Annotated in this window: 22 protein-coding genes; 15 read left to right on the top strand and 7 right to left on the bottom strand. The window is 59.2% G+C overall.

Features of this window, described 5'->3' with window-relative positions:
* The first annotated feature begins 201 nt into the window (after nt 1-201).
* Nucleotides 202-1,839 (top strand): Na+/H+ antiporter, encoded by a 1,638-nt coding sequence (locus V3H56_RS21625; RefSeq protein WP_047736703.1) that lies wholly within the window; start codon nt 202-204, stop codon nt 1,837-1,839.
* Nucleotides 1,840-2,281: 442 nt separating this feature from the next.
* Here V3H56_RS21625 and V3H56_RS21620 read toward each other — a convergent pair whose 3' ends face one another.
* The gene (locus V3H56_RS21620; RefSeq protein WP_047736701.1) at nt 2,282-2,653 is read right to left on the bottom strand and encodes a transcriptional regulator; all 372 of its coding nucleotides are present in this window, start codon (nt 2,651-2,653) and stop codon (nt 2,282-2,284) included.
* A gap of 5 nt (nt 2,654-2,658) precedes the next feature.
* A complete protein-coding gene (locus V3H56_RS21615; RefSeq protein ID WP_047736699.1) occupies nt 2,659-2,961 on the bottom strand; it encodes a type II toxin-antitoxin system HigB family toxin in 303 nt (100 codons plus the stop codon).
* A gap of 330 nt (nt 2,962-3,291) precedes the next feature.
* Between V3H56_RS21615 and V3H56_RS21610 the strand changes: the two genes are divergently transcribed.
* Both V3H56_RS21610 and V3H56_RS21605 read left to right on the top strand, forming a co-directional pair.
* On the top strand, nt 3,292-4,173 hold the full coding sequence (locus V3H56_RS21610) for a restriction endonuclease (RefSeq protein ID WP_234407985.1): 882 nt from the start codon (nt 3,292-3,294) through the stop codon (nt 4,171-4,173).
* Nucleotides 4,174-4,335: 162 nt separating this feature from the next.
* Nucleotides 4,336-4,821 (top strand): GIY-YIG nuclease family protein, encoded by a 486-nt coding sequence (locus V3H56_RS21605; protein WP_047736695.1) that lies wholly within the window; start codon nt 4,336-4,338, stop codon nt 4,819-4,821.
* Between the two features lie 122 nt (nt 4,822-4,943).
* Here V3H56_RS21605 and V3H56_RS21600 read toward each other — a convergent pair whose 3' ends face one another.
* Together V3H56_RS21600 and V3H56_RS21595 are read right to left on the bottom strand one after the other, a co-directional pair.
* Nucleotides 4,944-7,541: a hypothetical protein gene (locus V3H56_RS21600; protein WP_047736693.1), complete on the bottom strand. Its 2,598-nt coding sequence runs from the start codon at nt 7,539-7,541 to the stop codon at nt 4,944-4,946.
* 250 nt (nt 7,542-7,791) lie between these two features.
* Complete coding sequence (locus V3H56_RS21595; protein ID WP_047736692.1) at nt 7,792-8,886, bottom strand: DUF3800 domain-containing protein; 1,095 nt, start codon at nt 8,884-8,886, stop codon at nt 7,792-7,794.
* A 441-nt stretch (nt 8,887-9,327) separates the two neighbouring features.
* On the opposite strand from V3H56_RS21595, the gene V3H56_RS21590 reads away from it, so the two are divergent.
* Entirely contained in the window at nt 9,328-9,687 is a 360-nt protein-coding gene (locus V3H56_RS21590; protein WP_047736690.1) for a DUF6124 family protein, read from the top strand.
* A gap of 316 nt (nt 9,688-10,003) precedes the next feature.
* Here the strand turns inward: V3H56_RS21590 and dapC are convergent, their stop codons facing one another.
* The 3 genes from dapC to map all read right to left on the bottom strand — a co-directional run bounded on the left by dapC (nt 10,004) and on the right by map (nt 14,873).
* A complete protein-coding gene (gene dapC, locus V3H56_RS21585) occupies nt 10,004-11,203 on the bottom strand; it encodes a succinyldiaminopimelate transaminase (protein WP_042732547.1) in 1,200 nt (399 codons plus the stop codon).
* 137 nt (nt 11,204-11,340) lie between these two features.
* A complete protein-coding gene (locus tag V3H56_RS21580) occupies nt 11,341-14,043 on the bottom strand; it encodes a [protein-PII] uridylyltransferase (protein WP_042732548.1) in 2,703 nt (900 codons plus the stop codon).
* 47 nt (nt 14,044-14,090) lie between these two features.
* A complete protein-coding gene (gene map / locus V3H56_RS21575; protein WP_042732549.1) occupies nt 14,091-14,873 on the bottom strand; it encodes a type I methionyl aminopeptidase in 783 nt (260 codons plus the stop codon).
* A 462-nt stretch (nt 14,874-15,335) separates the two neighbouring features.
* Between map and rpsB the strand changes: the two genes are divergently transcribed.
* From rpsB to lpxD, 11 genes are all read left to right on the top strand, one after another.
* Nucleotides 15,336-16,073, top strand: a complete 738-nt coding sequence (gene rpsB, locus V3H56_RS21570) for a 30S ribosomal protein S2 (protein ID WP_042732227.1) — start codon at nt 15,336-15,338, stop codon at nt 16,071-16,073.
* A 194-nt stretch (nt 16,074-16,267) separates the two neighbouring features.
* On the top strand, nt 16,268-17,134 hold the full coding sequence (tsf, locus tag V3H56_RS21565; protein ID WP_042732228.1) for a translation elongation factor Ts: 867 nt from the start codon (nt 16,268-16,270) through the stop codon (nt 17,132-17,134).
* A 255-nt stretch (nt 17,135-17,389) separates the two neighbouring features.
* On the top strand, nt 17,390-18,133 hold the full coding sequence (gene pyrH, locus V3H56_RS21560) for a UMP kinase (RefSeq protein WP_003189161.1): 744 nt from the start codon (nt 17,390-17,392) through the stop codon (nt 18,131-18,133).
* Nucleotides 18,130-18,687, top strand: coding sequence for a ribosome recycling factor (gene frr / locus V3H56_RS21555; RefSeq protein ID WP_042732229.1), 558 nt, complete (start codon nt 18,130-18,132; stop codon nt 18,685-18,687). The genes pyrH and frr overlap by 4 nt, the downstream gene beginning before the upstream one ends.
* Nucleotides 18,688-18,700: 13 nt before the next feature.
* The gene (gene uppS / locus V3H56_RS21550) at nt 18,701-19,456 is read left to right on the top strand and encodes a polyprenyl diphosphate synthase (RefSeq protein WP_042732230.1); all 756 of its coding nucleotides are present in this window, start codon (nt 18,701-18,703) and stop codon (nt 19,454-19,456) included.
* Nucleotides 19,456-20,262: a phosphatidate cytidylyltransferase gene (locus tag V3H56_RS21545; protein WP_042732231.1), complete on the top strand. Its 807-nt coding sequence runs from the start codon at nt 19,456-19,458 to the stop codon at nt 20,260-20,262. Before uppS ends, V3H56_RS21545 begins: the two co-directional genes overlap by 1 nt.
* Nucleotides 20,259-21,449, top strand: a complete 1,191-nt coding sequence (gene ispC / locus V3H56_RS21540) for a 1-deoxy-D-xylulose-5-phosphate reductoisomerase (RefSeq protein ID WP_123578482.1) — start codon at nt 20,259-20,261, stop codon at nt 21,447-21,449. Before V3H56_RS21545 ends, ispC begins: the two co-directional genes overlap by 4 nt.
* A gap of 52 nt (nt 21,450-21,501) precedes the next feature.
* Nucleotides 21,502-22,854 carry a sigma E protease regulator RseP gene (rseP, locus tag V3H56_RS21535; RefSeq protein ID WP_047736683.1) on the top strand — a complete coding sequence of 451 codons (1,353 nt, stop codon included), beginning with the start codon at nt 21,502-21,504 and terminating at the stop codon, nt 22,852-22,854.
* Nucleotides 22,855-22,928: 74 nt separating this feature from the next.
* A complete protein-coding gene (bamA, locus tag V3H56_RS21530; protein WP_042728612.1) occupies nt 22,929-25,316 on the top strand; it encodes an outer membrane protein assembly factor BamA in 2,388 nt (795 codons plus the stop codon).
* A 45-nt stretch (nt 25,317-25,361) separates the two neighbouring features.
* Nucleotides 25,362-25,865: an OmpH family outer membrane protein gene (locus V3H56_RS21525; protein WP_003184901.1), complete on the top strand. Its 504-nt coding sequence runs from the start codon at nt 25,362-25,364 to the stop codon at nt 25,863-25,865.
* Between the two features lie 3 nt (nt 25,866-25,868).
* The gene (gene lpxD / locus V3H56_RS21520) at nt 25,869-26,924 is read left to right on the top strand and encodes a UDP-3-O-(3-hydroxymyristoyl)glucosamine N-acyltransferase (RefSeq protein ID WP_042728613.1); all 1,056 of its coding nucleotides are present in this window, start codon (nt 25,869-25,871) and stop codon (nt 26,922-26,924) included.
* Nucleotides 26,925-26,939: the final 15 nt, after the last annotated feature.

Here is a 26,939-nt window from a genome sequence, read left to right as displayed (position 1 = left end):
GCCCCCTTTGCAGGTGCTGGGAATAAAAGGTGACGGATTATGCCATGACCGGACGGTTTCGCGGCGGCCTGGGTTGATTTGCCCCAAAGCCTTGGAGAGGGTGCGACATAGGTGTAACGGTCAGCGCCATGCTAAGCGACTAATATGGCACTTCAACGGCAAGCTGTTGCCGGATGTGTGTCGCTGTCAATGGAACCCCCTATGCAAAGCGCTTATACCGTCCTGATCCTGCTGACACTGGTGGGTGTCTCGCGTTTGATCGGGCGGTTGATCCCCCTGCCGTTGCCGCTGGTGCAGATCGGCGCAGGGGCTGTGCTGGCCTGGCCATCCCTGGGCCTGCACGTGGCCCTCGATCCCGAACTGTTCCTGTTTCTGTTCTTGCCCCCGCTGCTGTTCTCCGACGGTTGGCGCATGCCCAAGCGTGAGCTGTGGCGCCTGCGCGGGCCGATCCTGACACTGGCGGTGGGCCTGGTGCTGTTCACGGTGGTGGGCGCCGGGTATTTCATTCATTGGCTGTTGCCCAGCATCCCGTTGCCGGTGGCCTTCGCCCTGGCCGCGGTGTTGTCGCCCACTGACGCCGTGGCCGTGTCGGCGATTGCCCGGGACCGCTTGCCCAAGCCGCTGATGCACATGCTCCAGGGCGAAGCGCTGATGAACGACGCCTCTGGCCTGGTGACCTTCAAGTTCGCCCTGGCGGCGGCCATCACCGGGGTGTTTTCCCTGGCTAACGCGAGCCTGGCGTTTGTGTTGGTGGCCGTCGGAGGCTTGTTGGTGGGGGTGGCCCTGAGCTGGCTGGTCGGTCGTCTGCGGGCCTGGATGGTGGCGCGCGGGTGGGATGATCCGGCCACCCACGTGGTGTTCATGCTATTGCTGCCATTCGCCGCCTATGTGGTGGCTGAGCGATTGGGCGTCTCGGGCATTCTCTCGGCGGTGGCGGCCGGGATGATGCAGAGCTGGCTGGATCTGCTGCCGCGCCAGACCCATACGCGGCTGCTCAATCGCAGCGTCTGGTCGCTGTTGGAATTCGCCTTCAACGGCTTGATCTTCCTGCTGCTGGGCTTGCAGTTGCCGGACATCGTCAAGGCCGTCACCCGCCACGAGACCACGTTGTGGCCGACGTTGTTCTACCTCTGCCTGGAGGTGATGGCGATCTTTCTGGTGTTGCTGGTGCTGCGGTTTGTCTGGGTGCAAAGCATCTGGCGCCTGTCCGGGTGGTTGCGCCGCTGGCGTGGCAAGGGGGAGTTGACCTTGGTGCCGACGGCGCGCTCCTGCTGGCTGCTGACCTTCGGTGGAGTGAGAGGGGCCGTGACGTTGGCGGGCGTGTTATCGGTGCCGTTGCTGTTGGGCGCCGGGGAAGCGTTTCCCGAGCGCGATTTGCTGATCTTCATCGCCGCGGGGGTGATCCTGCTATCGTTGATCGCCGCCTGCATCGCCTTGCCACTGTTGCTGCGGGGCATCGAGCAAAGTCCCGACGACAAGCGCCGCACCGAAGTGCGCGAGGCCTGGCGCAAGACCGCCGAGGCGGCGATCCGTGCGCTGGAAGTGGAAGAGCCCGCCGAGCCGGCCAGTGCGCCAGCGGCGGCCATGGCGACCGAGGTCAAGGCGCGATTGATGAGTGAGTACCGCCATCAGTTGGAGGTGTTCAACGACTCCGCCGAAGCCCAGGCCCTGGCGTTCGAAATGGACCTGCTGGAGCGCCGCCTGCGCCTCAAGGCCCTGAAAGCCCAGCGCCTGGAACTGTATCGCCTCAGCCGCCATCACCAGATCGGCGACGACGTGCTGCGTGAAGTGCTGGGGGAGTTGGATTTGGCGGAGGCGAATTTGGGGTTGGGTAAATAATATCGGCCTCATCGCCCGAAGAGTCTGGGGTCGATCACAAACTCTATGAACACACCTTGCGATGGGTAAAGTCAAATACGAATGGTGGGCGATCCTGTGCTGCTATTTTTGGATTGCTTCAGCCGACGGATCTAGAATCTTGAGCAGCATCTGATCGTGTTCCGCACGCGTTGCCTTATAGAACATGCACCGATCTAGAAGGATCCTTTTCATGCTCCGGGCCGAGGCATTTCGCGAACAATCTTGGCGGGGTTTGCGTGCCGGAGAGGGCGCCTCCGTAAAGATTTGCGGCCAGCAACAAGCTGTAACGCCCAGGAACCGATTTCTCAAGCCCCATGTGCTTTACGAACTCACCCAGGTCGACCTCTGGTATGTTTTCTCTTCGGTTGAGGTCATTTCTTGTCCTTGCTGGTTTGAAAAAGCCCGGCGGGCCGGGCTAGTATCAGGCAGCTTTTACTGGCTTTATCAGGCTTTCTGCGGGGATGCCGAACATATCGTGAAGCTTCCAGATCATGGGCAGAGTTAACGAGCGTTTACGGTTGAGCACCTCGTATACGCGGTTCGTTTTTCCGATAGCGGGAGCCAGATCGGCCGCGGTGAGTCCGGATTGCTCCATGCGAAACTTGATGGCTTCAATTGGGTCAGGCAAATCAACCGGGAAGTTCTTGGTTTCGTAGGCCTCGATCAGAGTGATCATGACTTCGAAAGCATCGCCTTCCGGGGTGCCAGGTTCAGGCTCATTCTCAAACAGGGGAGAGATCTCTTTGAGAACTACCCGGTATTCTTCATCGGTGCGGATTGGGCGAATGTTCATGATGATTACTCCATTTCCACGATGTTTGCGTCGATCTCATCGTACCGACGATGAGTGCCGACAAACTTGATGTACACAGCGCCGAAGCGGTAGGCAATGGCGACCACCAGGCGGTAGTCGTTACCCTTGATGTTGAACACCACGCGGCGACTCTTGAGAATGCTTGCGTTACCGTATTGCGCCTTGATGTCGTTTGGGTTGGTCCAAGTGGCTTTTTTGACATCGTCAAGCCAAGCCTTAAGCTGCTGTTCGGAATCTGGGTATTTCTCCCAGAAGGCTTTCAGATGACTGATGGCGATAATTCTCATGGGTGAGAATGTAGTCCCGTGGTGGGACTTTTGCAAGCATTCACGAGCAACAGCTTGCAGTCCTGCCGGACACTCATCCTTAACCTCATAAAAAGCAAAGCCGCCCGAAGGCGGCTTCAATCGACACGCAGTTGAGCTTATTCCGGCCCGTCTGCGTGTCTGGGTCAACCCTGAGAGAGACCCATACTCCTGCCACGCCCGCACCCGTCACGGTATCAGTGGCCATGAAAATATTCCTCGGTGTTGGATTGGGCATATTATTAGCTGACTTTTTCAACGCTCTCTTGGCTTGGCATCTGAGTGCCGGGCAAATGAAGACTGAGGACAGGCGTGGCGAATTTCAAATCGACTGAAATGCGGTTCCTAGACTCGCTCTTCGACATGGGAGGCGGATATGTCCTCGATTTCTCCAACCGCAGGATGGACGAGTTCTTCATGGAGGAGCTTGAGATCGATATCTCCCACGAGATGTTTTCCAAGGATGGCACGTCCAAGGCCAGACGCGTCAGGTGCCTACTTCAAAACGCCGACCTACCTACGGTCGCCCGTGTGCTCAAGGCCCTCTGGAAGTACCGGCAATCTTTACGGGAAGAGGCTAAGGCCGAAGAAGACGTCGTGAATGCCGAAAGGCGCTTTCTCTCTCTGCTTGAGTCAATAGAGTCGCCAGGTGCGCACGCTGCTGTGGTTCGCAATCCATTCTCTGCGGCAGCGGTGGTTGATCAGGGCCCAATCCTCGATGCCCTGAAGCAGCGGTTGTACGACCTGCGTGATCTGCCTCCGCAAAAGCGTGGCTACGAATTCGAAGGATTTCTCAAAGAGCTTTTTGACTCATCTAAGCTTCAGGCACGTTCGCCGTTCAGCCTAGTTGGTGAGCAAATAGACGGTAGCTTCCAGCTCGGAAACGAAACATATTTGATTGAGGCCAAATGGGTCAGGGATCCGATTGGAGCAGCTGAGCTACACACGTTCCAGGGCAAGCTCGATCAAAAGGCTGCTTGGGCACGTGGTGTTTTCATCAGCTATGGCGGGTTCACGCAAGAAGGCCTTCATGCGTTTGGTCGAGGCCGAAAGGTGATCTGCATGTCCGGCGAAGACATCTACAAGGCGCTGGGAAAGCGGATACCCATCGCTGAGGTGATTGAGCGGAAGGTAAGGGCGGCGGCAGAGACGGGCGCTGCATTCGCTCCGCTGGATGAGTTGTTCAAGCAGTGACCTGACTGAGGCATCGGATCAGTGGCCTGAGGTCACCTGCTACTCATTTTCAGTTGATTGCTATCTGTGGTGGTTGGCGAATACGGTTACGTCATCAGGGCAGACGATATATTGGCTGTTACTGAAAGGACAGGGGATGGCGGATGTACGGAGGGTGCGGGAATGATCTACTTCTTCATTGAAGACAGCAATGAGCAGGTGAAGATAGGTCGGGCCAAGGACATCGAGCGGCGCAGAAAAGGCCTTCAAACCGGGAATCCACGGAAGCTTTTGCTTTTGGGGTGGATCCGAACCGATGATGACGTGCGGCTGGAGAAGGAGATTCATCAGAACTTCTCTCACCTTCGTGGTACTGGCGAATGGTTCGACTTGGATCCTGCGGACATCTTGCCGATCCTTGAGCATTTTGGCATCGATGGGTTTGTCGGTACGACTGGCGATTCTTTCGAAGTTATCGGCAATGACCGGGACGGCGTGCCTGAGTATCTCGGCGTTTGGAGCTGGGGCAACCTGGAATGGAACGAATGCTGCCCTTTCTGCGGAAGCTTTTGCGGCATGCACTTTCAAGACGCGTCGAGCATGTACCACTGCCTAAACTGCGACGCGCTGACAACCTTTGATTTCCTGAGTCATCAGGAAGAGGAGTGACAGGGTCAAAAGTACGTTGTCATGTCAGTCTGAGGCGAGTTGTAATCCCGTGGGATCTTGGAACTGGGCGGGTCAAAATCAGAGCGCTCTGCTTGATTCTGACCCTTGTTTAATGATCCATGTTAGCTGGCTCTAGATCCAAAATCCGTGATCCAGCGTTGCAAGGCCGTTACATCGGCTTCAAATACATCCAGTTCCAGAGCGCTGCTGGGCTTTTCATCGGACTGAGCATGTTCGAACACTGAGTAGCGAGTCATCAGGTCATCGATGAATACGCAGTCTTCGTTTGTCACCTTGGCGACTTTGTGCAGCTTGCCTTGGGTATTGATCGCGCGTCTGAAGCGGCCTACGACATCCGCCAAAAGAATGTACTCAATCGTCTTCTCGACTATCACCCTGAAATCACTGCAGGCGCTTTTGCCTAGCGTCTCGTAAGCGTCGACCTCGGCCCTTTCCTGGTGTTTTTTCAGACGCGTAATGGTGTTGTCGATCAATCCGCGAACAGCGCTTTCCGGTTTCAGGTCTCGAGCGCTAGCGGTGGCGACGATACCAGCAACTTTGTCCATTCTCCTCAGCGAGGTCAGTGTCGGCTTGACGGATGGCATCCCTGGCATCTTGTTCCATTTTTCCGTAACCGCGTCTACTAATGCCACTAAAGATAGTCGGTGAGTAAAAATGATGACCTGCCTCGTCTGAGACAAGGACACGAGGCGTTCGACAACCTTCTCTTCAAAGTCTTGGTCGAGTGACGATATTGGGTCATCAAAAATGAATGGAGCCAACTGGTTTGACCCCGTAGTGTCCGCAAGGAACGCGGCAAGTGCGGCGATCCTGGTTTCGCCCTCGCTCAAGATATAGTCCAGCCCATGGGAGCCATTTGCACCAACTAGGTTCAAGCCGAAGGTGATCTTCCCCTTACCGCCGGATTTACTTTGCGGAGCTATTGGGAGGCGGTGGCCGCCGAGGAGCTTCAACTCTTGCAGGAATCTCGCCTGATAACCCGCATCAAGCTCGGTCTTCGCCAGCTCATTCTTTTTCGTAGTCAGGGAGTTAGTGGCGGCTGAGCGTGAAGCTTTGTCTATTGCTGCAACGGCGATCAACCTTGCCCTTTCAGCGCTGATTGAGGCTTTGTTCTGAGAAAGCCATTGCTTGGCTTGGAGTTGCTGGAGTCGGCTCTGCATTGTCTGGCGATGTTCATCCTTCAACAGGGCCGACAGGCTCACCTCTTCTTCGATCAGGTATGCAGACTTGGTCTTCGCAGCTTCGTTTATGCTCGACCAGTCGAAAGGTTGCAAGGTGCCTACAGGGCTACCCAGTGCAATTTGATCGAGCCGTGTTTTCAACAGACCAAGCCAAGTGATCCCATCGGCTTCTTCAAAGCCTAGAGTGGACATGTGAACGATCCAGTCAGCTTGTCCTGGAAGAGTTGGCAGCCGCTTTTTGCGATCAACAAAACTATTTTCAGCCGTCTTGGCAGTTGTTTCGAGGCCGTCGGTCACAAACTTCTCAAACCCTGCCAGACGAGCTTTGGCGCCCTCGCTGAGGCTTTGGTGGCAAAGTACGCAACGTGAGTTAGCTGAGACGTTAGGGAATGCCGTTTCGACGTAGGCTGTGCCGGTGGAGTAGGCACGTGCTTGCTCCCACATTTTCTGCCAGGTCGCTGAGCCGACGCCTTCAAGCTCTGCTTTCCCGAAAATTGCTGCCGCCGCCTCTTCGCAGGTGCTCCTTGCTTTGACGGCGGTATTTTTCAGGTTTTCTAGTTCGCCTGCCGTCGCGTCGTTCAGGCCCAGTTGAAGTGTCGACATCGCTGTTTCAATACTTTTCAGCGTGGTTTTCTCTTTGTTGATGGCCAAAAGGCGACCAGCAATGTCCTTCTCTGCGAGCAAGGCTTCGCTCTCTATACGCTCCCGATCAAGCTGGTCGGTATACAGACATTCCTTATCAATGCTCGCGGGAGTAGTCGTACTTTTCAGGCCCTGAAGCCATTTCGTTTCAGCTGTGTGATTTAGGATTTCTGGAATGGCGGGTAGCGCTTTGCTGAGTGATGCCTTTTCTCCGGCAAGCTCTGCGCTTACGGCGTCTGCTGTGGCGATCAGGGCTGATACGAATTTCATCCGACTGGGCTCGTAGCATGCCTCAGTCCGTCCCATGTACTGTTGAGCCGCTTTGCTGTCGAACACTTGTGCGTGTCGTAGAGCCTTGTGCGGCCCGCTGGGGATGTCCCAGTGAACATCCGCCGGTTTACCATCAATTGACACCTTGAAATGCGCACGGCACGGCGTAGGTGCTGGATCGAAGACATTACTGCGTATTTCGTCTTTGGATCGTGATCCGCAGATCTCCTTTAACAGTCGTGCAAACCCGCTCTTGCCGGTTCCATTCTGTCCATAGATCACCGAGAGATTGCTTTTGCCGAATGGCAGATTAGCGCCGGCCTTGATCGCGTTCAGCCCATGCACATCAAGGATCTCTTCAATTCGAAGCTGAGGTCTGTTAGCTACATGCGATAACGTTCCGGGGGTTACGGTCAAAAATCCTTGATCAGCCTCATCTTTGGCTTCGAGCTTACAAAGCCTAGCTAGGGTTTTGATTTCATCCTGGGTCAGTTGCCGCTTGGAGTCGATAAGCATGCGAGCTGCTGTCTGCAACCACTTAGGGCGCGCATTCAGCCACGTCTCGAAATCATCAGCTAATACTGGCTCTATCTCAATCTTCGTCATGACAGACCTATCTCAGGAGGGAATCTATGAGCTTAGGTGCAAAGTGGCTTATTGCTATTATTTTTCTATTGGGCTGGTTGCCGGATGTAACCGCTGAAAAAGATAGTGAACACGCACACAGGCAACTTTAGGAGGCCATGAATACAATCCAAGCCCCCGGCCTGATCACCCGACACTATATGCTAGGGCGAGCGGTCGTCCGGCACTCAGAAGGTTCAAAAGGCGCTGAGGGAAATTAGAGGCCTCAGGTTCATCTGCCGCGTTTCATTAAGAATTCCACGAAGGCATTCGCAGGATTGTGCCCATCTTCATCACCAGCCCTGCCCAGCGCTTCTGGGGTGACATCTGTCGTGGGCCAGACACAGCCGCTAACGAAATCATGAAGACATCCCAGCCTATCCAGTTTCATGAAAAATTCATCATTCGTTTCGCCCTTCTGCCGCTTGGTGTAATAGTACGAAAGCGCGCTGGTGAGCACGTCGGTAAGCTGGATACCATCAGAATCGTGTGAGGCACTGAAGGCCAACGTGTTCAGCCTCAGGGGCAACTCAATCTGGGCGTTTCCGAAACCAATCACTTGTTGCTCTTCAGCCTGTTCTTCGAGCTCGGCGATTGCCGTGAAAAAATCGGCCTGCCGTTCTAGTGGCTCCGAGTCATCGCATATCGCGTCGAACCGGGCGTGCTGCCTTCCCCACTCAACACACAGCGAAAAGAAAGCCGGGATCGCAGGATTGAAGGTGCTCTTGGGCAGTTCTACGAGGACATCCCGGACAATCACCGAGGTCATGGACAGCACTTCGAGCTCCCACTCCATCGGCAGCGCGCTCTGTGCGGCAGCTTCTTTCACTATCTCCAAATGCTCGTAGAACGCTGTGATTGCTTCCTCGCTCTTCTCGCCGCACATGTCGTAGTAGACGGAGAGAAATTGATCGAAGCAGGCGTCCCCCACTGCCAGGGGAAGACAAGCGAAGAGCATGTTGCTCAGAGCAATGTTCTGGCCGTTCTCGTAGAGGTTGAAGTCGAAGTGGTAGTAAAGCAGCGGCTCCAGGAGGTCATCGATCACCTTGGTCAGCAGCATGAACCGCTTGTGAAACACCTGTGCCTTGAAGCGCTCAGGCGTCACCAAGTCGGACTGGAATAGCTCAATGATCCGATCTTGCCCTCGCCCAGACTTTCGAAGCTTTTTGAAGTGGATTTCAGGAGCCTGCCTGGAGCGCAGCGGGCTGAGGAGCTGTTCACACTCTTCAGCGCTGAAGTCACATGAGCCAAGAATGAACAATGGCTGATCAAGGTCGGCCAACTGCCGCCCTGTGTTGCCGGACTCGTCGAAGTAGATTGTTGCCATTGCGCCACCCTCATCTTTTGGCCTGCGCCGAGTATCAGACCAAAGCTGAGGTGTTAAACCCGTAAAATCAATGATTTGCTTTGAATAGGCCCGTTTTATTTCTTTTCTTGTCTGAGCAATCGATTGTGGTCTGTCAGACGCACCGAAGTTTCCGACAAGTTTTTAAGGTTGTCCGTCGGAAGCGAGGGCTCTAGCCTCTGGGTGTCGCTGCCAATTCAGTGACCGGATGTGAGAATCCGAACTCCTCTAGGCGCGCAGGCGTCGACCATATAAAGTGCAGGCGCTTTTTCGTCTGCGCATTATGTTATGGCGGCCGTGCGCGGGCATGCTTCGGCATGGCCGGGTTCCTAGAGTCTCGGATTCTCACCCCGCGTACGGCTGCCACCCTCCGGTCCGTGAGAAGACTCGGTGGCGGCTCCCAATTCTCTAGGAGCTATAAACATGATCAAAGAAACGCCGAATCCTCCAAAGCCGGCCTCTACTTTCCCCTACGGCGATTACGCACCCGAAAAGCTGCAAGAGGTGGCTGACCGTGTGCTGGATCAATACCTCAAACCTGACGACAGCGAGCCAGAACCCAAACCCTCAGTACAGTTATTCACTGTGGCTGACGGTATCGACACCGAAGTGTTGCTGGCCAACCTCAGCGAAACCCTGGCGTCGGCCAATGCAATGCTCAATGACCTTGCCTTCGATCAGGACGGCTCGCGACGACATGTAGCGTTGGGAGTGGCCCAGATGATTGAGTTGGGGATGTTGTTGGCGAATAAGTGCCTGGATCGGGTAGAACTTCGGACTTGATGCGGTAAGTGCCGGCCTCACCGCGAGCAAGCTTTGCTCCCACAGTGGACTTGTGTGGCTCACACAACCTGTGATCGATACCGGATACTATGGGAGCAAAGCTTGCTCACGATAAATCGAAAGGCAAACACAAAAATACCTGTGAAGCACTGGACCTGTGGCGAGGGGATTTCCCCGTTGGGCTGCGCAGCAACCCTAAAGCAGTGACCTCAATCGTTCTGGCACACCGAGTTGTCTGTTTTGGGGGCCGCTGCGCAGCCCAGCGGGGATAAATCCCCTCGCCACAACAGCGGTCCACTTCAGTCCGATACAGCCATCACCCCCGGCGCTGGATGAACGCGCGGATCCGCTCGGCCGCTTCCACGCACTCGGCCAATGGGGCGACCAGGGCCATGCGCACGCGGCCGGCGCCCGGGTTGACGCCGTCCACGTCGCGGGAGAGGTAGGAGCCTGGCACCACGGTCACGTGTTCCTGCTCGAACAGGTCCCGGCAGAACGCCGCGTCATCGCCTGCCACGTTGGGCCACAAGTAGAAACTGCCGTCGGGGCGTTGCACGTCCAGCACCGGGCTGAGGATCTGCAGCACGGCGTCGAATTTCTCCCGGTACAGTGCCCGGTTGGCGCGTACGTGCACTTCATCGTTCCAGGCGGCGACGCTCGCCAGCTGGGTCTGCACCGGCATCGCGCAGCCGTGGTAGGTGCGGTACAGCAAGAAGCCCTTGAGGATGTCCGCGTCGCCAGCCACGAAACCGGAGCGCAGGCCAGGCAGGTTGGAGCGCTTGGAGAGGCTGTGGAACACCACGCAACGCTTGAAATCCTTGCGTCCCAGCTCAACGCAGGCGCTGAGCAGGCCCGGTGGCGGCGTCTGCTCGTCGAAATACAGCTCGCTGTAGCACTCGTCGGCGGCGATCACGAAGTCGTGTTCGTCGGCCAGGGCGATGAGTTTTTTCAGCACATCCACCGGGATCAGTGCGCCGGTCGGGTTGCCGGGGGAGCACAGGAACAGGATCTGGCAGCGTTTCCAGATGTCCGCCGAGACGGCGTCGAAATCCGGGTTGAAACCGTTTTCGTCCAGGCACGGCAGGTAGTGCGGCTTGGCACCGGCCAGGAACGCGGCGCCTTCATAGATCTGGTAGAAGGGGTTCGGGCTCACGACCAGCGCATCGTCACCGCGGTTGACCACGGTCTGGGTGAAGGCGAAGAGGGCTTCGCGGGTGCCGTTGACCGGCAGCACGTGGCGCGCCGGGTCAAGCCAGCCGTTCGGCACACCAAAGCGTCGCTCGCACCAGCCGGTGATGGCTTCACGCAAGGCCGGGATGCCGAGCGTGGTCGGATAAACCGCCATCTGGTCCAGGTTGCTGGCCAGGGCCTCGGCGACAAAGCTGGGCGAGCGGTGCTTGGGTTCGCCGATGGACAGGGCAATCGGCCGCTTGTCCGGGTTGGGCGTGACGCTGCCGAGCAGGGCGCGAAGCTTCTCGAACGGGTAGGGCTGCAACTGGTTCAGGGCGTTGTTCATCGGGGGCCTCGTTCAATGTGGGGCGCTAGCCTTGTGGGAGCGGGCTTGCTCGCGAAAGCGGTGTGTCAGGTGATGGTCAGTTGACTGACACACCGCTTTCGCGAGCAAGCCCGCTCCCACAGGGGATATAGAGTGGGTCAGATACTGATACGCGTCAGGTTGATGTCCGGTTCCTGGTTGACGCTCAAGTGCCGGACCATCTCTTCCTGCAAGCGGCTGCACAACTGCGGGTCGGATAATGGCTGGTTGTGGGCGTCGGTGATGAAGAACACGTCTTCCACGCGTTCGCCGAGGGTGGCGATCTTGGCGTTCTGCAGCGACAGGTCGAACTCCAGGAAGATGTGCCCGACCCGTGCCAGCAGGCCCGGACGATCCGGGGCGCTGAGTTCCAGCACGGTGACCTGGCGCAGGGCGTCGTTGTGGATCGTCACCTGCGGGGCAAACGCGAAATGCTTGAGCTGGCGCGGCACCCGGCGCTGGATGATGGTCGGGTAGTCCGCCGGGTTACGCAGCGCTTCGGTCAGGCCTTCGCGGATCTGCTTGATCCGCGCCGGGTTGTCGCCAATCGAGTCGCCGTCGGTGTCGAGCACGATGTAGGTGTCGAGGGTGAACTGGCTGCTGGAGGTGATGACCCGGGCGTCGTGGATGTTCAGGTTGAGCTGGTCCATCGCGGCCACGGTCACGGCGAAGAAGTCGTGCTGGTCCGGCGCGTAGATGAAAATCTGCGTGCCGCCCTCGAACTCGCGCTGAGTGGTTTCCTTGATCAGCACCAGGGGCCCGCCATCGGCCGGTTGTTGCAGGATCGCATCGCTGTGCCAGGCCACGTCGCCGGCGGTGTGGCGCAGGAAATAGTCATCGCCCAGTTGCGCCCAGAGCTGTTCGACGTCGTCCGGATCGGTGCCGCCGCGCACCAGGATGTCCAGGGCGGCGCTTTGTGTGCGACGGATCTGCTCTTCGCGGTCCACGGGGTTTTCCAGGCCGCGGCGCAAGGCCCGCTTGGTCTCGGTGTACAGCTGGCGCAACAGGCTGGCGCGCCAGGAGTTCCACAGGCTTGGGTTGGTGGCGTTGATGTCGGCCACGGTCAGCACGTAGAGGTAATCCAGGCGGGTTTCATCGCCGACGATCTGGGCGAAGTCGTGGATCACCTGCGGGTCGGACAAGTCCTTGCGCTGGGCGGTGGTCGACATCACCAGGTGGTTCTGCACCAGCCAGACGATCAACCGGCTGTCCCACACCGGCAGTTGATGACGCTGGCAGAACGCCTCGGCATCCACCGCGCCGACCTCGGAGTGATCGCCCTGGCGCCCCTTGCCGATGTCGTGGTACAGCCCGGCCATGTAGATCAGCTCGGGCTTGGGCAGCTTGCCCATGAGCTTGCTGGCCAGCGGGAATTTCTCGGACACCTGGGTGTACTGCAGCTTACGCAGGTGCTTGATCAGGTTCAGTGTGTGGGCATCGACCGTATAGATGTGGAACAGGTCATGCTGCATCTGCCCGACGATGAAGCCGAACTCCGGCAGGTAGCGCCCGAGGATCCCGTAGCGATTCATCCGCCGCAGGTTGCGGTGCACGCCGATCTTGCATTTGAACAGCTCGATGAACAGGCTGGTGTTGCGGATGTCATGACGGAAATCGTCATCGATCAGGTGCCGGTTTTCCCGCAGCAGGCGAATGGTGTCGGCGCGCACGCCCTTGATTTCCGGCTGCTGGGCCATGAGCACGAAGATTTCCAGCATGGCGAACGGCGTGCGGCGGAACACATTGGGGTGGCGGGCCTCGATGTAGCCGTCGTGCAGTTGGAAGCGCGAGTTGATCGGCAGCGGCGCTTCCTCGTCCTCGGGGGCCAGGATGACTTCCTCGAAGTGCTGGATGATCAGTTCGCTGAGCTGGGCGATGCTCATCACCACCCGGTAGTACTGTTGCATGAAGTTTTCGATGGATTGCTTGGCGTCCTGCCCTTCGAAACCCAGCAGCCCGGCGATGGAGCGCTGGTGATCGAACAACAGGCGGTCTTCGGCGCGTCCGGCGAGCATGTGCAGGGCATAGCGAACCTTCCACAGGAATTCCTGGGAGGAGGCCAGCAAGGCGTTTTCGCTTTCCACCAGGAAACCTTCGCCGGCCAGTGCACGCAGGTTCAGCGTGCCGTACTGGCGGCGGGCGACCCAGAGGATCGTCTGGATGTCCCGCAGCCCACCGGGCGAGCCCTTGACGTTGGGCTCCAGGTTGTACTCGGTGTCGTTGTACTTGTGGTGACGGGCTTTCTGCTCGGCGTGCTTGGCGAGGAAGAAATCCTTGCTCGGCCACATGTGCGCGGTGCTGGTGACGTCGAGCATGCGTTGGCGCAGGTGCTCGGGGCCGGCAATGGTGCGGCTTTCCATCAGGTTGGTGATGACGGTCAGGTCGGCGCGGGCTTCGTCGGCGCACTCCTGCACCGAGCGCACGCTCTGGCCGACTTCCAGGCCGATGTCCCATAGCAGTGTCAGGAAACGCTCGATGGAATCGCGAAAGACCTCATGGTCGGCGTTGTCCAGCAGGATCAGCAAATCGATGTCGGAGTAGGGGTGCAGCTCGCCGCGCCCGTAGCCGCCGACGGCCACCAGGGCGATGTCGGCGTCCTGGCTCCAGTCGAACTGCTCCCAGGCCTTTTGCAGGATGTTGTCGACGAACCAGGCGCGGTCCTCGATCAGCCGGCGGATATCCCGACCATTGCGAAAGCGCTGGTCCAGCACCTCGTGGGCCTGGCGGATCGCCTTCTTGAATGCCGAGATGGGGCTTGCCTTCAGGGCCAGTTCTGCCTGGAACTGGCCGCGGTCGAAGAGTTCGGGATCCACCTGCGGCATTAATGGCTTTCCTTTCTATATCTATGGAGCGATAGGCGAGTTGCGGATCAGGCGGAAACGCGGGCGATGGTGTCATCGCTGCGCAGGGTGAAGATCTCGTAACCGGTCTCGGTCACCAGCAAGGTGTGCTCCCACTGGGCCGACAGCTTGCGGTCCTTGGTGATGGCGGTCCAGCCGTCACCCAGCACCTTGGTGTCGGCGCGGCCCTGGTTGATCATCGGCTCGATGGTGAAGGTCATGCCGGCCTGCAGCTCCATGCCGGTACCGGCGCGGCCGTAGTGCAAGATCTGCGGCTCTTCGTGGAACACCTTGCCGATGCCGTGGCCGCAGAACTCGCGCACCACCGAAAAACCGTTCTTCTGCGCGTGCTTTTGGATCACTTCGCCGATGTCCCCGAGGCGGCAGCCCGGCTTCACCAGTTCGATGGCCATGTACATGCATTCCTGGGTGACCTTCGACAGGCGCTGGGCCCACTCCGGCACGTTGCCGACATGGAACATGCGGCTGGTGTCGCCATGGTAGCCGTCCTTGATGACGGTGACGTCGATGTTCAGGGTGTCGCCGTCCTTCAACGGCTTTTCGTTGGGGATGCCATGGCAGACCACGTGGTTGATCGAGGTGCAGATCGACTTCGGGAAGCCTTTATAGTTGAGCGGCGCCGGGATGGCCTTCTGCTCGTTGACGATGAAGTCGTGGCAGATGCGGTCCAGCTCTTCGGTGGTCACGCCCGGCTTGACGTAGTCGGCGATCATTTCCAGCACGTCGGCGGCGAGTTTGCCGGCGACACGCATTTTCGCGATGTCCTCAGGCGTCTTGATGGTCACGGTCATACAGGCTCTCTTTGCGCCCGACGGCGCTGTTCAAAACGAAATGAGCGGCGGATATTGATCCGGGCAGCCCTTAAAGAGGCGATTCTAACAGACCATCCTGGCAATCCGCGCCTGTCAGCAATACCAGATCGGTCAGGCGCCATAAATAAACCGTGGCGAGGGAGCTTGCTCCCGCTGGGCTGCACAGCAGCCCCAATAAAGCGAGGGCCGCTACGCGCCCCAGCGGGAGCAAGCTCCCTCGCCACGGTTTTGTGCCCGGCTTGAGGTGTTTTGCCTACCTGCAGAATCCGTGTTCCGTTTTCGCCCTTGCTGTGGTATAAAATGCGCCGCTTTCCGGGGATGACCCCGTAAGCTTAAATCCACACACGTGTCGACACGATGACCTGGGTGCCTTTGGCTCATGAGCCGCTGGTTGGTCATTGGGATACGTGGAGGCCAAACCCGACTTATCAAGGAACTATCATGTCCCAAGTCAACATGCGCGATATGCTGAAGGCCGGTGTGCACTTCGGTCACCAGACCCGTTACTGGAACCCGAAAATGGGCAAGTACATTTTCGGCGCGCGCAACAAGATCCACATCATCAACCTTGAAAAAACCCTGCCAATGTTCAACGAGGCACTGACCTTCGTAGAGCGCCTGGCCCAGGGCAAAAACAAGATTCTGTTCGTCGGCACCAAGCGTTCCGCTGGCAAGATCGTTGCTGAAGAAGCAGCACGTTGCGGTTCGCCGTACGTCGATCACCGCTGGTTGGGCGGCATGCTGACCAACTTCAAGACCATCCGCGCTTCCATCAAGCGTCTGCGTGATCTTGAAGTCCAGTCCGAAGACGGCACTTTCGCCAAGCTGACCAAGAAAGAAGCGCTGATGCGCTCCCGCGATCTTGAGAAGCTGGACCGCTCCCTGGGCGGTATCAAGGACATGGGCGGTCTGCCTGACGCACTGTTCGTGATCGACGTTGACCACGAGCGCATCGCGATCACCGAAGCCAACAAGCTGGGCATCCCGGTCATCGGCGTTGTCGATACCAACAGCAGCCCGGAAGGCGTTGACTACATCATCCCAGGCAACGATGACGCCATCCGCGCCATCCAGCTGTACATGGGTTCGATGGCTGACGCTGTTATCCGTGGTCGCAACAACGTGAATGGCGGCACCGAAGTCTTCGCTGAAGAAGCTCCGGCAGCAGCCGCTGAGTAATTGACGCCCTGGCGTTGACTCAGTAAGCAAAAAGGGGGCTTGGCCCCCTTTTTGCCACCTCGAAAACCATTTGTCGCCAGCGCAGCTACCTGTTTGTAACTTGCCGCGGTCTATAAACGATGGTTTTCCAGGAAGAATTGATCGCCCGTTCGATCGGGTGGAATGGTTGAAAACCTATCCAAGAGGATTTTGAAATGGCAGAGATTACTGCAGCGTTGGTCAAAGAACTGCGCGAGCGTACCGGCGAAGGCATGATGGACTGCAAGAAAGCCTTGACCAAGGCTGGCGGCGACATCGAGAAAGCCATTGATGACATGCGTGCTTCGGGCGCCATCAAGGCTGCCAAGAAAGCGGGCAACGTGGCCGCTGAAGGCGCCATCGCTATCAAGGACGACGGTAAAGCCGCCGTTCTGCTGGAAGTCAACTCCCAGACCGACTTCCTGGCCCTGCAGGATGACTTCAAGGCATTCGTTGCTGCCAGCGTCGAGAAAGCCTTCGCTGACAAACTGACCGACGCAGCCCCGCTGATCGAAGCTCAGGAGCAAGCGCGTCTGGTCCTGGTTGGCAAAACCGGCGAAAACGTCAACATCCGTCGCCTGGTTCGCGTTGAAGGTGACGTGGTCGGCACTTACCTGCACGGCAACAAGATCGGCGTAGCAGTTGTCCTCAAGGGCGGCGACACCGAGCTGGCGAAAGACATCGCCATGCACGTTGCAGCGACCAACCCTGAGTTCCTGCTGCCTTCGGACGTTTCGGCCGAAGCGATCGAGCGCGAAAAAGGCGTTTTCCTGCAGCTGAACGAAGAGAAACTCAAGGGCAAGCCTGCCGACATCGCCGAGAAGATGGTGGCCGGTCGTATCTCCAAGTTCCTGGCTGAAGCCAGCCTGGTCGAGCAAGCGTTCGTCAAGAACCCTGAAGTCAAGGTCGGCGACCTGGCCAAGAAAGCCGGTGCTGAAATCGTTTCCTTCACCTACTTCAAGGTTGGCGAAGGTATCGAGAAGCCGGTCGACAACTTCGCTGAAGAAGTTGCTGCCCAGGTAGCTGCTGCCAGCAAGCAATAAGACAGGTTTTTACAACTGTCGCCCAGAAGAGGCTGCCCGCTCACGCGCGCAGCCTCTTTTTGGATGAGGATGCCGATTTTTATTGGTTTCCTGTCGGAACTGGCTTACAAAGCCGTGTTCCGATGGCGCTGTGTCAGCGTCAAGCCAGGCTTTGAACGAAAAGTCGCACAGGCATTTTTCGTTCAACGCACTGAGTGAGTGCAGGCTGCAAACAATCTGCAAATTTTCGTAAATACGCCGCAGGAGAGATTCGCAATGGCTCAGCAGGGCAGTGGTTATCAGGCTCGCTATAAACGCATTCTACTCAAGCTTAGCGGCGAGGCCCTGATGGGCTCGGAAGAGTTCGGGATCGATCCGAAGGTACTGGATCGCATGGCCCTGGAAGTTGGCCAACTGGTTGGAATCGGCGTCCAGGTCGGCCTGGTCATCGGCGGCGGCAACCTGTTCCGTGGTGCGGCGCTGAGCGCGGCCGGCATGGATCGGGTCACGGGCGACCACATGGGCATGCTGGCCACTGTGATGAACGCCCTGGCTATGCGTGATGCCTTGGAGCGTGCCAATATCTCGGCCATCGTGATGTCGGCCATTTCCATGGTCGGCGTGACCGATCATTACGACCGCCGCAAAGCCATGCGCCACCTCAACTCCAAGGAAGTGGTGATTTTTGCCGCAGGTACCGGTAATCCGTTCTTCACCACGGATTCGGCTGCCTGCCTGAGAGCGATCGAGATCGATGCCGATGTCGTGCTCAAGGCAACCAAGGTCGATGGTGTCTACACCGCCGACCCGTTCAAGGACCCGCATGCCGAGAAGTTCGATCATCTGACCTACGATGAAGTACTGGATCGCAAGCTGGGGGTCATGGACCTGACGGCCATCTGTCTGTGCCGCGACCACAAGATGCCGCTGCGCGTCTTTAACATGAACAAGCCCGGCGCCCTGCTGAATATCGTACACGGCGGCGCGGAAGGGACTCTGATCGAGGAAGGCCAACAATGATCAACGAAATCAAGAAAGACGCCCAAGCGCGTATGCAAAAATCCCTGGAGTCTCTGAGCCACGCGTTTGGCCAGATTCGTACCGGCAAGGCGCACCCGAGCATCCTGGGCAGCGTGATGGTGCCTTACTATGGCGCCGACACGCCGATCAGCAGCGTCGCCAACATCACCGTCAAGGATTCGCGGACCCTGCAAGTCGTGGCCTTCGAGCGCAACATGCTCGCGGCGGTCGACAAGGCGATCCAGAGCGCCGGCCTGAACCTCAACCCGACCAACCTGGGCGAGTTGCTGCTGATTTCCATGCCTGCCCTGACCGAAGAAACCCGCAAGGGCTTCACCAAGCAGGCACGCAGCGCGGCCGAAGATGCTCGGGTTGCCGTGCGCAACATCCGTCGCGATGCCCTGGGCGAGCTGAAGAAGCTGGTCAAGGACAAGGAAATCAGCGAAGACGAAGAGCGTCGCGCAGCGGCCGATATCCAGAAGCTGACCGATAAGGCCGAGGCTGACATCGATGCGGCCACCAAGCAAAAAGAAGCGGACCTGATGGCCGTATAAGGGTCCCGTTTTCATGGAAAAGACCAAGCAGGCCTTGCCGTTCGCGGTGCCGCGCCACGTGGCGATCATCATGGACGGCAATAACCGTTGGGCCAAGAAACGCTTCATGCCTGGCGTTGCCGGGCATAAGGCCGGGGTCGACGCGGTTCGCGCGGTCATCGAGGTGTGTGCCGAGGCCGGGGTCGAGGTGCTGACTCTGTTCGCGTTCTCCAGCGAGAACTGGCAGCGCCCGGCCGATGAAGTCAGCGCCTTGATGGACCTGTTCCTCAAGGCCTTGCGCCGCGAGGCCAAGCGCCTCAACGAGAACAAGATCAGCCTGCGCATCATTGGCGATCGCTCGCGCTTCCATCCGGAGCTGCAAGCCGCGATGCGCGAAGCCGAGGCCGCGACGGCGGGGGTTGATCGGTTTGTCTTGCAGATCGCCGCCAACTACGGTGGCCAGTGGGACATCGCCCAGGCTGCCCAGCGGCTGGCGCGGGAAGTCCAGGCCGGCCACCTGCGCCCGGAGGACATCACCCCGGACCTGCTGCAGACCTGCCTTGCGACCGGTGATCTGCCTTTGCCGGACCTGTGTATCCGTACCGGTGGCGAACATCGCATCAGCAACTTCCTGCTCTGGCAGTTGGCTTATGCCGAGCTGTACTTCTCCGACCTGTTCTGGCCGGACTTCAAACACGAAGCCATGCGCACCGCACTGGCCGATTTCGCTTCCCGTCAGCGTCGCTTCGGTAAAACGAGCGAGCAGATCGAAGCTGGAGCCCGGGTTTAATGCTTAAACAACGAATCATCACTGCCCTGATCCTGTTGCCTATCGCCTTGTGCGGGTTTTTCCTGCTCGAGGGGGCGAACTTTGCCCTGTTCATCGGGCTGGTCGTGACCTTGGGGGCGTGGGAATGGGCACGGCTGGCCGGTTTTCCCGCACAGTCGGCACGCATAGCCTACGCCGTGGCCGTGGCCGCCATGCTGTTCATCATGTACCTGGTGCCGGGGCTGGCGCCTTGGGTGTTGGGAGCATCGGTGTTGTGGTGGGCGACAGCCACCTTCCTGGTGTTGACCTACCCTCGCACCACCCATCACTGGGCCAACACGGCGACCAAGCTGGTGATCGGCCTGTTGATCCTCCTGCCGGCCTGGCAAGGCCTGATCTGGATCAAGCAGGGCGCACTGGGCAACTGGCAGATCATGGCCGTGATGGTGCTGGTCTGGGGCGCCGACGTCGGTGCCTATTTTTCCGGTCGGGCCTTTGGCAAGCGCAAGCTCGCGCCAAAAGTCAGCCCCGGCAAGAGTTGGGAAGGGGTCTATGGTGGCCTGGCCTTGAGCCTGGTGATCACCACCGTGGTCGGCTTCGTCCGCGACTGGACCGTGGCGCAACTGCTGATGGGGCTGTTTGGTGCCGCCCTTATCGTCTTTGTGTCCGTGGTTGGTGACCTGACTGAAAGCATGTTCAAGCGTCAATCCGGGATCAAGGACAGCAGCAACCTGTTGCCGGGTCACGGGGGGGTGCTGGATCGTATCGACAGCCTGACCGCCGCGATCCCGATCTTCGCCGTGCTGCTGTGGATGGCGGCATCGTGAGTCGTCCCCAGCAAATCACTGTGCTGGGGGCGACCGGTTCGATCGGCCTCAGTACGCTTGATGTTATCGGCCGGCACCCGGAGCGCTACCAGGTCTTTGCTCTCAGCGGCTTCACGCGCCTGAGCGAGCTGTTGGCCCTGTGCGTTCGCCATGCGCCAAAGTTTGCGGTGGTGCCTGAGGTCGGTGCGGCGCAGGCGTTGCAGGATGACCTGCGCGCAGCGGGTTTGCCCACGCAGGTGTTGGTGGGGGAGGCCGGGCTGTGCCAGGTGGCGTCCGATCCGGATGTCGACGCGGTGATGGCGGCGATTGTCGGGGCGGCCGGCTTGCGTCCGACGCTGGCGGCGGTGGAGGCCGGCAAGAAGATCCTGCTGGCCAATAAAGAAGCGCTGGTGATGTCTGGCGCACTGTTCATGCAGGCCGTGCGCCAAAGCGGCTCGGTGCTGCTGCCCATCGACAGCGAACACAATGCGATCTTTCAGTGCATGCCGCGGGATTTTTCCCGCGGTCTGGAAGCCGTGGGAGTCCGGCGGATTCTCCTGACCGCCTCCGGTGGGCCGTTCCGTCAGACGCCGCTGGAAGAGTTGCTGCATGTTTCGCCCGAGCAGGCCTGTGCTCACCCGAACTGGTCCATGGGGCGCAAGATTTCCGTGGATTCGGCGAGCATGATGAACAAGGGGCTGGAGTTGATCGAGGCCTGCTGGCTGTTCGACGCCAAGCCGGCCCAGGTCGAAGTGGTGATTCATCCACAGAGCGTGATTCATTCGCTGGTGGACTATGTAGACGGTTCGGTGCTGGCCCAGTTGGGTAACCCGGACATGCGCACCCCGATCGCCAATGCCCTGGCGTGGCCGGAGCGAATCGACTCCGGCGTCGCCCCGCTGGACCTGTTCGCCATCGCCCGCCTGGATTTCCAGGCGCCGGATGAGCAGCGCTTCCCCTGCCTGCGCCTGGCGCGGCAAGCGGCCGAGGCGGGCGGCAGTGCCCCGGCCATGTTGAACGCGGCCAACGAAGTGGCGGTCGCCGCGTTTCTCGATGGACGTGTTCGTTACCCCGAGATCGCGAGTATGATCGAGGAAGTCTTGAATCTCGAGGCGGTGGTTTCGGTCGATGACCTCGACGCGGTATTTACGGCGGATGCCAGGGCCCGTGAGTTGGCGGGGCAATGGCTGCAGCGCCACGGGCGTTGACGCTGCGATACGTTAGCCAGGGTTGCCCTGGGCAGGATTGCGGAGAAAACAGATGAGCGCGCTCTATATGATTGTCGGCACCCTGGTTGCACTGGGGGTGTTGGTCACCTTTCACGAATTCGGTCATTTCTGGGTCGCGCGTCGCTGTGGCGTCAAGGTGCTGCGTTTTTCCGTAGGCTTTGGCATGCCTTTGCTGCGCTGGCACGACAAGCAGGGCACCGAGTTCGTCGTGGCGGCGATCCCGCTGGGCGGCTACGTGAAGATGCTCGACGAGCGCGAGGGCGAGGTTCCCGCCGACCAGCTCGACCAGTCCTTCAATCGCAAGAGTGTTCGCCAACGTATCGCCATCGTGGCGGCGGGGCCGATCGCCAACTTCCTGCTGGCCATGGTGTTTTTCTGGGCGTTGGCCATGCTTGGCAGCGACCAGGTGCGACCGGTCATCGGTTCTGTGGAGGCCGGTAGCGTTGCCGCCCGGGCCGGGCTTGGTGCGGGCCAGGAAATCGTTGCGATCGACGGTGAGCCGACGTCGGGCTGGGCGGCGGTCAATTTGCAGTTGGTGCGTCGGCTGGGTGAAAGCGGTTCGCTGCAGTTGAGGGTGCGCGAGCAGGGCTCCACCGTCGACTCGCCCCGTGAGCTGGTGCTGGACAACTGGCTCAAGGGCGCCGACGAGCCGGACCCGATCCGGTCCCTGGGCATCCGCCCATGGCGTCCGGCGCTGCCGCCGGTGCTTACCGAACTCGATCCGAAAGGCCCGGCCCAGGCCGCAGGCCTGAAGACCGGCGACCGTTTGCTTGCCCTCGACGGCCAGTCGGTCAGCGACTGGCAACAGGTGGTCGATTCGGTTCGTGTACGTCCTGATACCAAAATTGTGCTGCGCGTGGAGCGCGACGGTGCTCCAATCGACGTCCCGGTCACCTTGGGTGCCCGTGGCGAAAGCAAGGCGCAGACCGGTTACCTGGGGGCGGGCGTCAAGGCCGTCGACTGGCCGCCGGAAATGATCCGCGAAGTCAGTTTCGGTCCGGTGGCGGCCATTGGCGAGGGTGCGCGTCGTACCTGGACCATGAGTGTCCTGACCCTCGACTCACTGAAGAAAATGTTGTTCGGCGAGCTCTCGGTAAAAAACTTGAGTGGACCGATAACCATTGCTAAAGTGGCGGGCGCTTCTGCCCAGTCGGGCGTTGCTGATTTCCTGAATTTCCTTGCTTATCTGAGCATTAGCCTGGGGGTTCTGAATTTGCTGCCCATTCCGGTACTGGATGGGGGGCATCTGCTGTTTTATCTGATCGAGTGGGCGCGTGGTCGTCCCTTGTCGGATCGGGTGCAAGGTTGGGGGATACAGATCGGTATCAGCTTGGTGGTCGGGGTCATGCTGCTTGCCCTCGTCAACGATCTGGGTCGTTTGTAACGCTTCGCCGAATTGCGAATCTGCCGCATTTTGCGGCAGTTTGTTTATTGCCAGTTGGAATAAGAAAGGACTTCATGAAACGTCTGCTGCTAACTGCGGTTCTCACCGTATTGATGATCGCCGAAGTTCACGCCGAGTCCTTCACTATCTCTGATATTCGCGTCAACGGCCTCCAGCGGGTCTCCGCGGGTAGCGTCTTTGGTGCCTTGCCGTTGAACGTCGGCGAGCAGGCGGATGATCGGCGCCTGGTGGAATCCACGCGTGCGCTGTTCAAGACCGGCTTCTTTCAAGATATCCAACTGGGCCGTGACGGCAACGTCCTGGTCATCACGGTAGTCGAGCGCCCGTCGGTTGCCAGTATCGAGATCGAAGGCAACAAGGCGATCTCCACCGAAGACCTCATGAAAGGCCTCAAGCAATCCGGCCTGGCCGAGGGCGAGATCTTCCAGCGTGCCACCCTCGAAGGCGTGCGTAACGAACTGCAACGCCAGTACGTCGCCCAGGGCCGCTACTCGGCCACCGTCGACACCGAAGTGGTGCCGCAACCGCGCAACCGCGTCGGCCTGAAGGTCAACATCAACGAAGGTACCGTGGCGGCCATCCAGCACATCAACGTGGTGGGCAACACGGTTTTCCCGGACGAAGACCTGATCGACCTGTTCGAACTCAAGACCACCAACTGGCTGTCGTTTTTCAAGAACGACGACAAGTACGCCCGTGAAAAACTCTCCGGTGACCTGGAGCGCCTGCGTTCCTACTACCTGGACCGTGGCTACATCAACATGGACATCGCTTCGACCCAGGTGTCCATCACCCCGGACAAGAAGCACGTCTACATCACCGTCAACGTCAACGAAGGCGAGAAATACACCGTTCGTGACGTCAAGCTCAGCGGTGACCTGAAGGTGCCGGAAGACCAGGTCAAGTCGCTGCTGCTGGTGCAGAAGGGCCAGGTGTTCTCGCGCAAGCTGATGACCACCACCTCCGAACTGATCACCCGTCGCCTGGGTAACGAGGGCTACACCTTCGCCAACGTCAACGGCGTGCCGCAGCCCCACGATGACGACCATACCGTCGACATCACCTTCGCCGTGGATCCGGGCAAGCGTGCCTACGTCAACCGCATCAACTTCCGTGGCAACACCAAGTCCGAGGACGAAGTGCTGCGCCGTGAAATGCGCCAGATGGAAGGTGGCTGGGCTTCGACCTACCTGATCGATCAGTCCAAGACCCGCCTCGAGCGCCTGGGCTTCTTCAAGGAAGTCAACGTCGAGACACCGGCCGTACCGGGTGTCGATGACCAGGTCGACGTGAACTACAGCGTTGAAGAGCAGGCGTCCGGCTCGATCACCGCCAGCGTCGGCTTCGCCCAGAGCGCCGGCCTGATCCTCGGTGGCTCGATCACCCAGAACAACTTCCTGGGTACCGGTAACAAGGTCAGCATTGGCCTGACCCGCAGTGAATACCAGACCCGCTATAACTTCGGTTTCGTGGACCCCTACTGGACGGCCGACGGTGTGAGCCTGGGCTATAACGCCTTCTATCGCACCACCGACTATGACGAGCTCGACTCGGACATCTCCAGCTATGCGGTGGACAGCTACGGTGTGGGTGCCAACATCGGCTACCCGATCAGTGAGACGTCGCGCCTGACCTTCGGCCTCACCGCCCAGCAGGACAAGATCAACACCGGTCGCTACACCGTCGACGAGATCTTCGACTTCGTTAAACGGGAAGGCGACAGCTACCTGAACTTCAAGGCGTCTGCCGGCTGGTCCGAGTCGACCTTGAACAAGGGCGTGCTGGCGACCCGTGGCCATTCCCAGAGCCTGGTGCTGGAAAGCACCATTCCTGGCAGCGACCTGTCGTTCTTCAAGCTCGACTACCGTGGCCAGCTGTTCCAGCCGTTGACTGACACCTACACCATGCGCCTGCACACCGAGCTGGGCTATGGCGATGGCTACGGTTCGACCGACGGCCTGCCGTTCTACGAGAACTACTACGCTGGTGGTTTCAACTCGGTGCGTGGCTTCAAGGACAGCACCCTTGGCCCGCGCAGTACGCCGAGCCGTGGCGCGGCTGCCACCGGTAACGCAGGTACATTGGCCGACCCAGACCAGGATCCGCTGCCGTTCGGTGGCAACGTATTGATCCAGGGGGGTGTCGAGGTCCTGTTCCCGATGCCGTTCGTCAAGGACCAGCGCTCGCTGCGTACTTCGGTATTCTGGGACGTGGGCAACGTTTTCGACTCTAGCTGCGATAATACGACCAACACCAATGGCACCAACTCGAACGCCAAGTGCAACGACATCAGCCTGAGCAACATGGCCAGTTCCGTCGGTCTGGGCGTGACCTGGGTGACCGCGCTGGGTCCTTTGAGCTTCGCGTTGGCGATGCCGATCAAGAAACCGGATGACGCTGAAACCCAAGTGTTCCAATTCTCCCTCGGCCAGACGTTCTAAGCGTCTGTCCCATGACAACGACAATGGATTTTGTAGGAGTGCATCGTGCGTAAGTTGACTCAATTGGTTCTCCTGGCGACCGTACTGGTCGCAGGCCCGGCGTTCGCCGACATGAAGATTGCCGTGCTGAACTATCAGATGGCCCTGCTGGAATCCGACGCGGCCAAGAAATACGCCGTGGATGCCGAGAAGAAGTTCGGCCCGCAATTGACCAAGCTCAAGGGCCTGGAAAGCAGCGCCAAGGGTATCCAGGATCGTCTGGTCGCCGGTGGCGACAAAATGGCCCAGGGCGAGCGTGAACGCCTGGAGCTGGAATTCAAGCAGAAGGCTCGTGACTTCCAGTTCCAGTCCAAGGAACTGAACGAAGCGAAAGCCGTTGCCGACCGTGAAATGCTCAAGCAGCTCAAGCCCAAGCTCGACAGCGCCGTGGAAGAAGTCATCAAGAAAGGTGGTTTTGACCTGGTGTTCGAGCGTGGCGCCGTGATCGATGTCAAGCCTCAGTACGACATCACGCGCCAGGTGATCGAGCGCATGAATCAGCTGAAGTAATCCATGACAGCGACTATCAAGCTCGGCCAGTTGGCCGAGTTCCTCGGCGCCACCCTGCGTGGCGACCCGGAGAGGGCAATTACTGGGCTAGCCACTTTGCAAGAGGCTGGCCCAGCTCAGTTGAGCTTTCTGGCAAATCCCCAATACCGCAAGTACCTGGCTGACAGCCGGGCTGCCGCGTTGTTGCTCAAGGCCGCCGATGCCGAAGGGTTTGCCGGCGACGCCTTGATCGTGCCCGACCCGTACCTGGCCTATGCGCGCATTTCCCACTTGTTCGATCCCAAGCCCAAGGCGGCTGCGGGTATTCATCCCAGTGCGGTGATCGCGGCGGATGCGGTGGTGGATCCCACGGCCAGCGTCGGTCCCTTCGTGGTGATCGAAAGCGGCGCCCGCATTGGTGCCGGTGTCACCCTGGGCGCTCATTGCGTCATTGGTGCGCGCAGCGAGGTCGGCGAAGGTGGCTGGCTGGCTCCGCGCGTGACCCTGTACCACGACGTGCGCATCGGCAAGCGGGTGGTGATTCAGTCCGGCGCGGTGCTGGGCGGTGAAGGCTTCGGTTTCGCCAACGAGAAGGGCGTCTGGCAAAAGATCGCCCAGATCGGTGGGGTCACCCTCGGCGATGACGTCGAGATCGGCGTCAACACCGCGATCGACCGGGGTGCCCTGGCCGATACGGTCATCGGCAATGGCGTCAAGCTCGACAACCAGATCCAGATCGCCCACAACGTCCAGGTCGGTGACCACACCGCCATGGCCGCCTGCGTGGGCATTTCCGGCAGCACCAAGATCGGCAAGCACTGCATGCTCGCCGGCGGCGTCGGCCTGGTGGGCCATATCGATATCTGTGACAACGTATTCCTGACCGGGATGACCATGGTGACCCACTCGATTACCGAGCCGGGCGCCTATTCTTCCGGTACGGCGATGCAACCGGCGGCCGAATGGCGCAAGAGCGCGGCCCGTATCCGTCAGCTAGACGACATCGCGCGACGTCTGCGCCAGGTGGAAAAGCGTGTAGGGGACGTGACCCCTGACGGTAATGCTTCATCAGATGGCTGATACCATTTCCATATC

It is taken from the genome of Pseudomonas sp. MS646, from assembly GCF_036693845.1.
Taxonomy (GTDB): Bacteria; Pseudomonadota; Gammaproteobacteria; order Pseudomonadales; family Pseudomonadaceae; genus Aquipseudomonas; species Aquipseudomonas chlororaphis_E.
The sequence above is the reverse complement of the archived record's forward strand: the minus strand, read 5'-3'. Positions and strand labels throughout refer to the sequence as shown.

What these genes read in the sequence shown, in the direction of transcription:
- rpsB (WP_042732227.1), top strand. Translation starts at nt 15,336, where the DNA reads ATGTCCCAAGTCAACATGCGCGATATGCTGAAGGCCGGTGTGCACTTC.
- V3H56_RS21545 (WP_042732231.1), top strand. Translation starts at nt 19,456, where the DNA reads ATGCTTAAACAACGAATCATCACTGCCCTGATCCTGTTGCCTATCGCC.
- V3H56_RS21625 (WP_047736703.1), top strand. Translation starts at nt 202, where the DNA reads ATGCAAAGCGCTTATACCGTCCTGATCCTGCTGACACTGGTGGGTGTC.
- V3H56_RS21595 (WP_047736692.1), bottom strand. Translation starts at nt 8,886, where the DNA reads ATGGCAACAATCTACTTCGACGAGTCCGGCAACACAGGGCGGCAGTTG.
- tsf (WP_042732228.1), top strand. Translation starts at nt 16,268, where the DNA reads ATGGCAGAGATTACTGCAGCGTTGGTCAAAGAACTGCGCGAGCGTACC.
- V3H56_RS21615 (WP_047736699.1), bottom strand. Translation starts at nt 2,961, where the DNA reads ATGAGAATTATCGCCATCAGTCATCTGAAAGCCTTCTGGGAGAAATAC.
- V3H56_RS21600 (WP_047736693.1), bottom strand. Translation starts at nt 7,541, where the DNA reads ATGACGAAGATTGAGATAGAGCCAGTATTAGCTGATGATTTCGAGACG.
- frr (WP_042732229.1), top strand. Translation starts at nt 18,130, where the DNA reads ATGATCAACGAAATCAAGAAAGACGCCCAAGCGCGTATGCAAAAATCC.
- V3H56_RS21590 (WP_047736690.1), top strand. Translation starts at nt 9,328, where the DNA reads ATGATCAAAGAAACGCCGAATCCTCCAAAGCCGGCCTCTACTTTCCCC.
- V3H56_RS21605 (WP_047736695.1), top strand. Translation starts at nt 4,336, where the DNA reads ATGATCTACTTCTTCATTGAAGACAGCAATGAGCAGGTGAAGATAGGT.
- dapC (WP_042732547.1), bottom strand. Translation starts at nt 11,203, where the DNA reads ATGAACAACGCCCTGAACCAGTTGCAGCCCTACCCGTTCGAGAAGCTT.
- uppS (WP_042732230.1), top strand. Translation starts at nt 18,701, where the DNA reads ATGGAAAAGACCAAGCAGGCCTTGCCGTTCGCGGTGCCGCGCCACGTG.
- bamA (WP_042728612.1), top strand. Translation starts at nt 22,929, where the DNA reads ATGAAACGTCTGCTGCTAACTGCGGTTCTCACCGTATTGATGATCGCC.
- pyrH (WP_003189161.1), top strand. Translation starts at nt 17,390, where the DNA reads ATGGCTCAGCAGGGCAGTGGTTATCAGGCTCGCTATAAACGCATTCTA.
- V3H56_RS21580 (WP_042732548.1), bottom strand. Translation starts at nt 14,043, where the DNA reads ATGCCGCAGGTGGATCCCGAACTCTTCGACCGCGGCCAGTTCCAGGCA.
- V3H56_RS21620 (WP_047736701.1), bottom strand. Translation starts at nt 2,653, where the DNA reads ATGAACATTCGCCCAATCCGCACCGATGAAGAATACCGGGTAGTTCTC.
- lpxD (WP_042728613.1), top strand. Translation starts at nt 25,869, where the DNA reads ATGACAGCGACTATCAAGCTCGGCCAGTTGGCCGAGTTCCTCGGCGCC.
- rseP (WP_047736683.1), top strand. Translation starts at nt 21,502, where the DNA reads ATGAGCGCGCTCTATATGATTGTCGGCACCCTGGTTGCACTGGGGGTG.
- map (WP_042732549.1), bottom strand. Translation starts at nt 14,873, where the DNA reads ATGACCGTGACCATCAAGACGCCTGAGGACATCGCGAAAATGCGTGTC.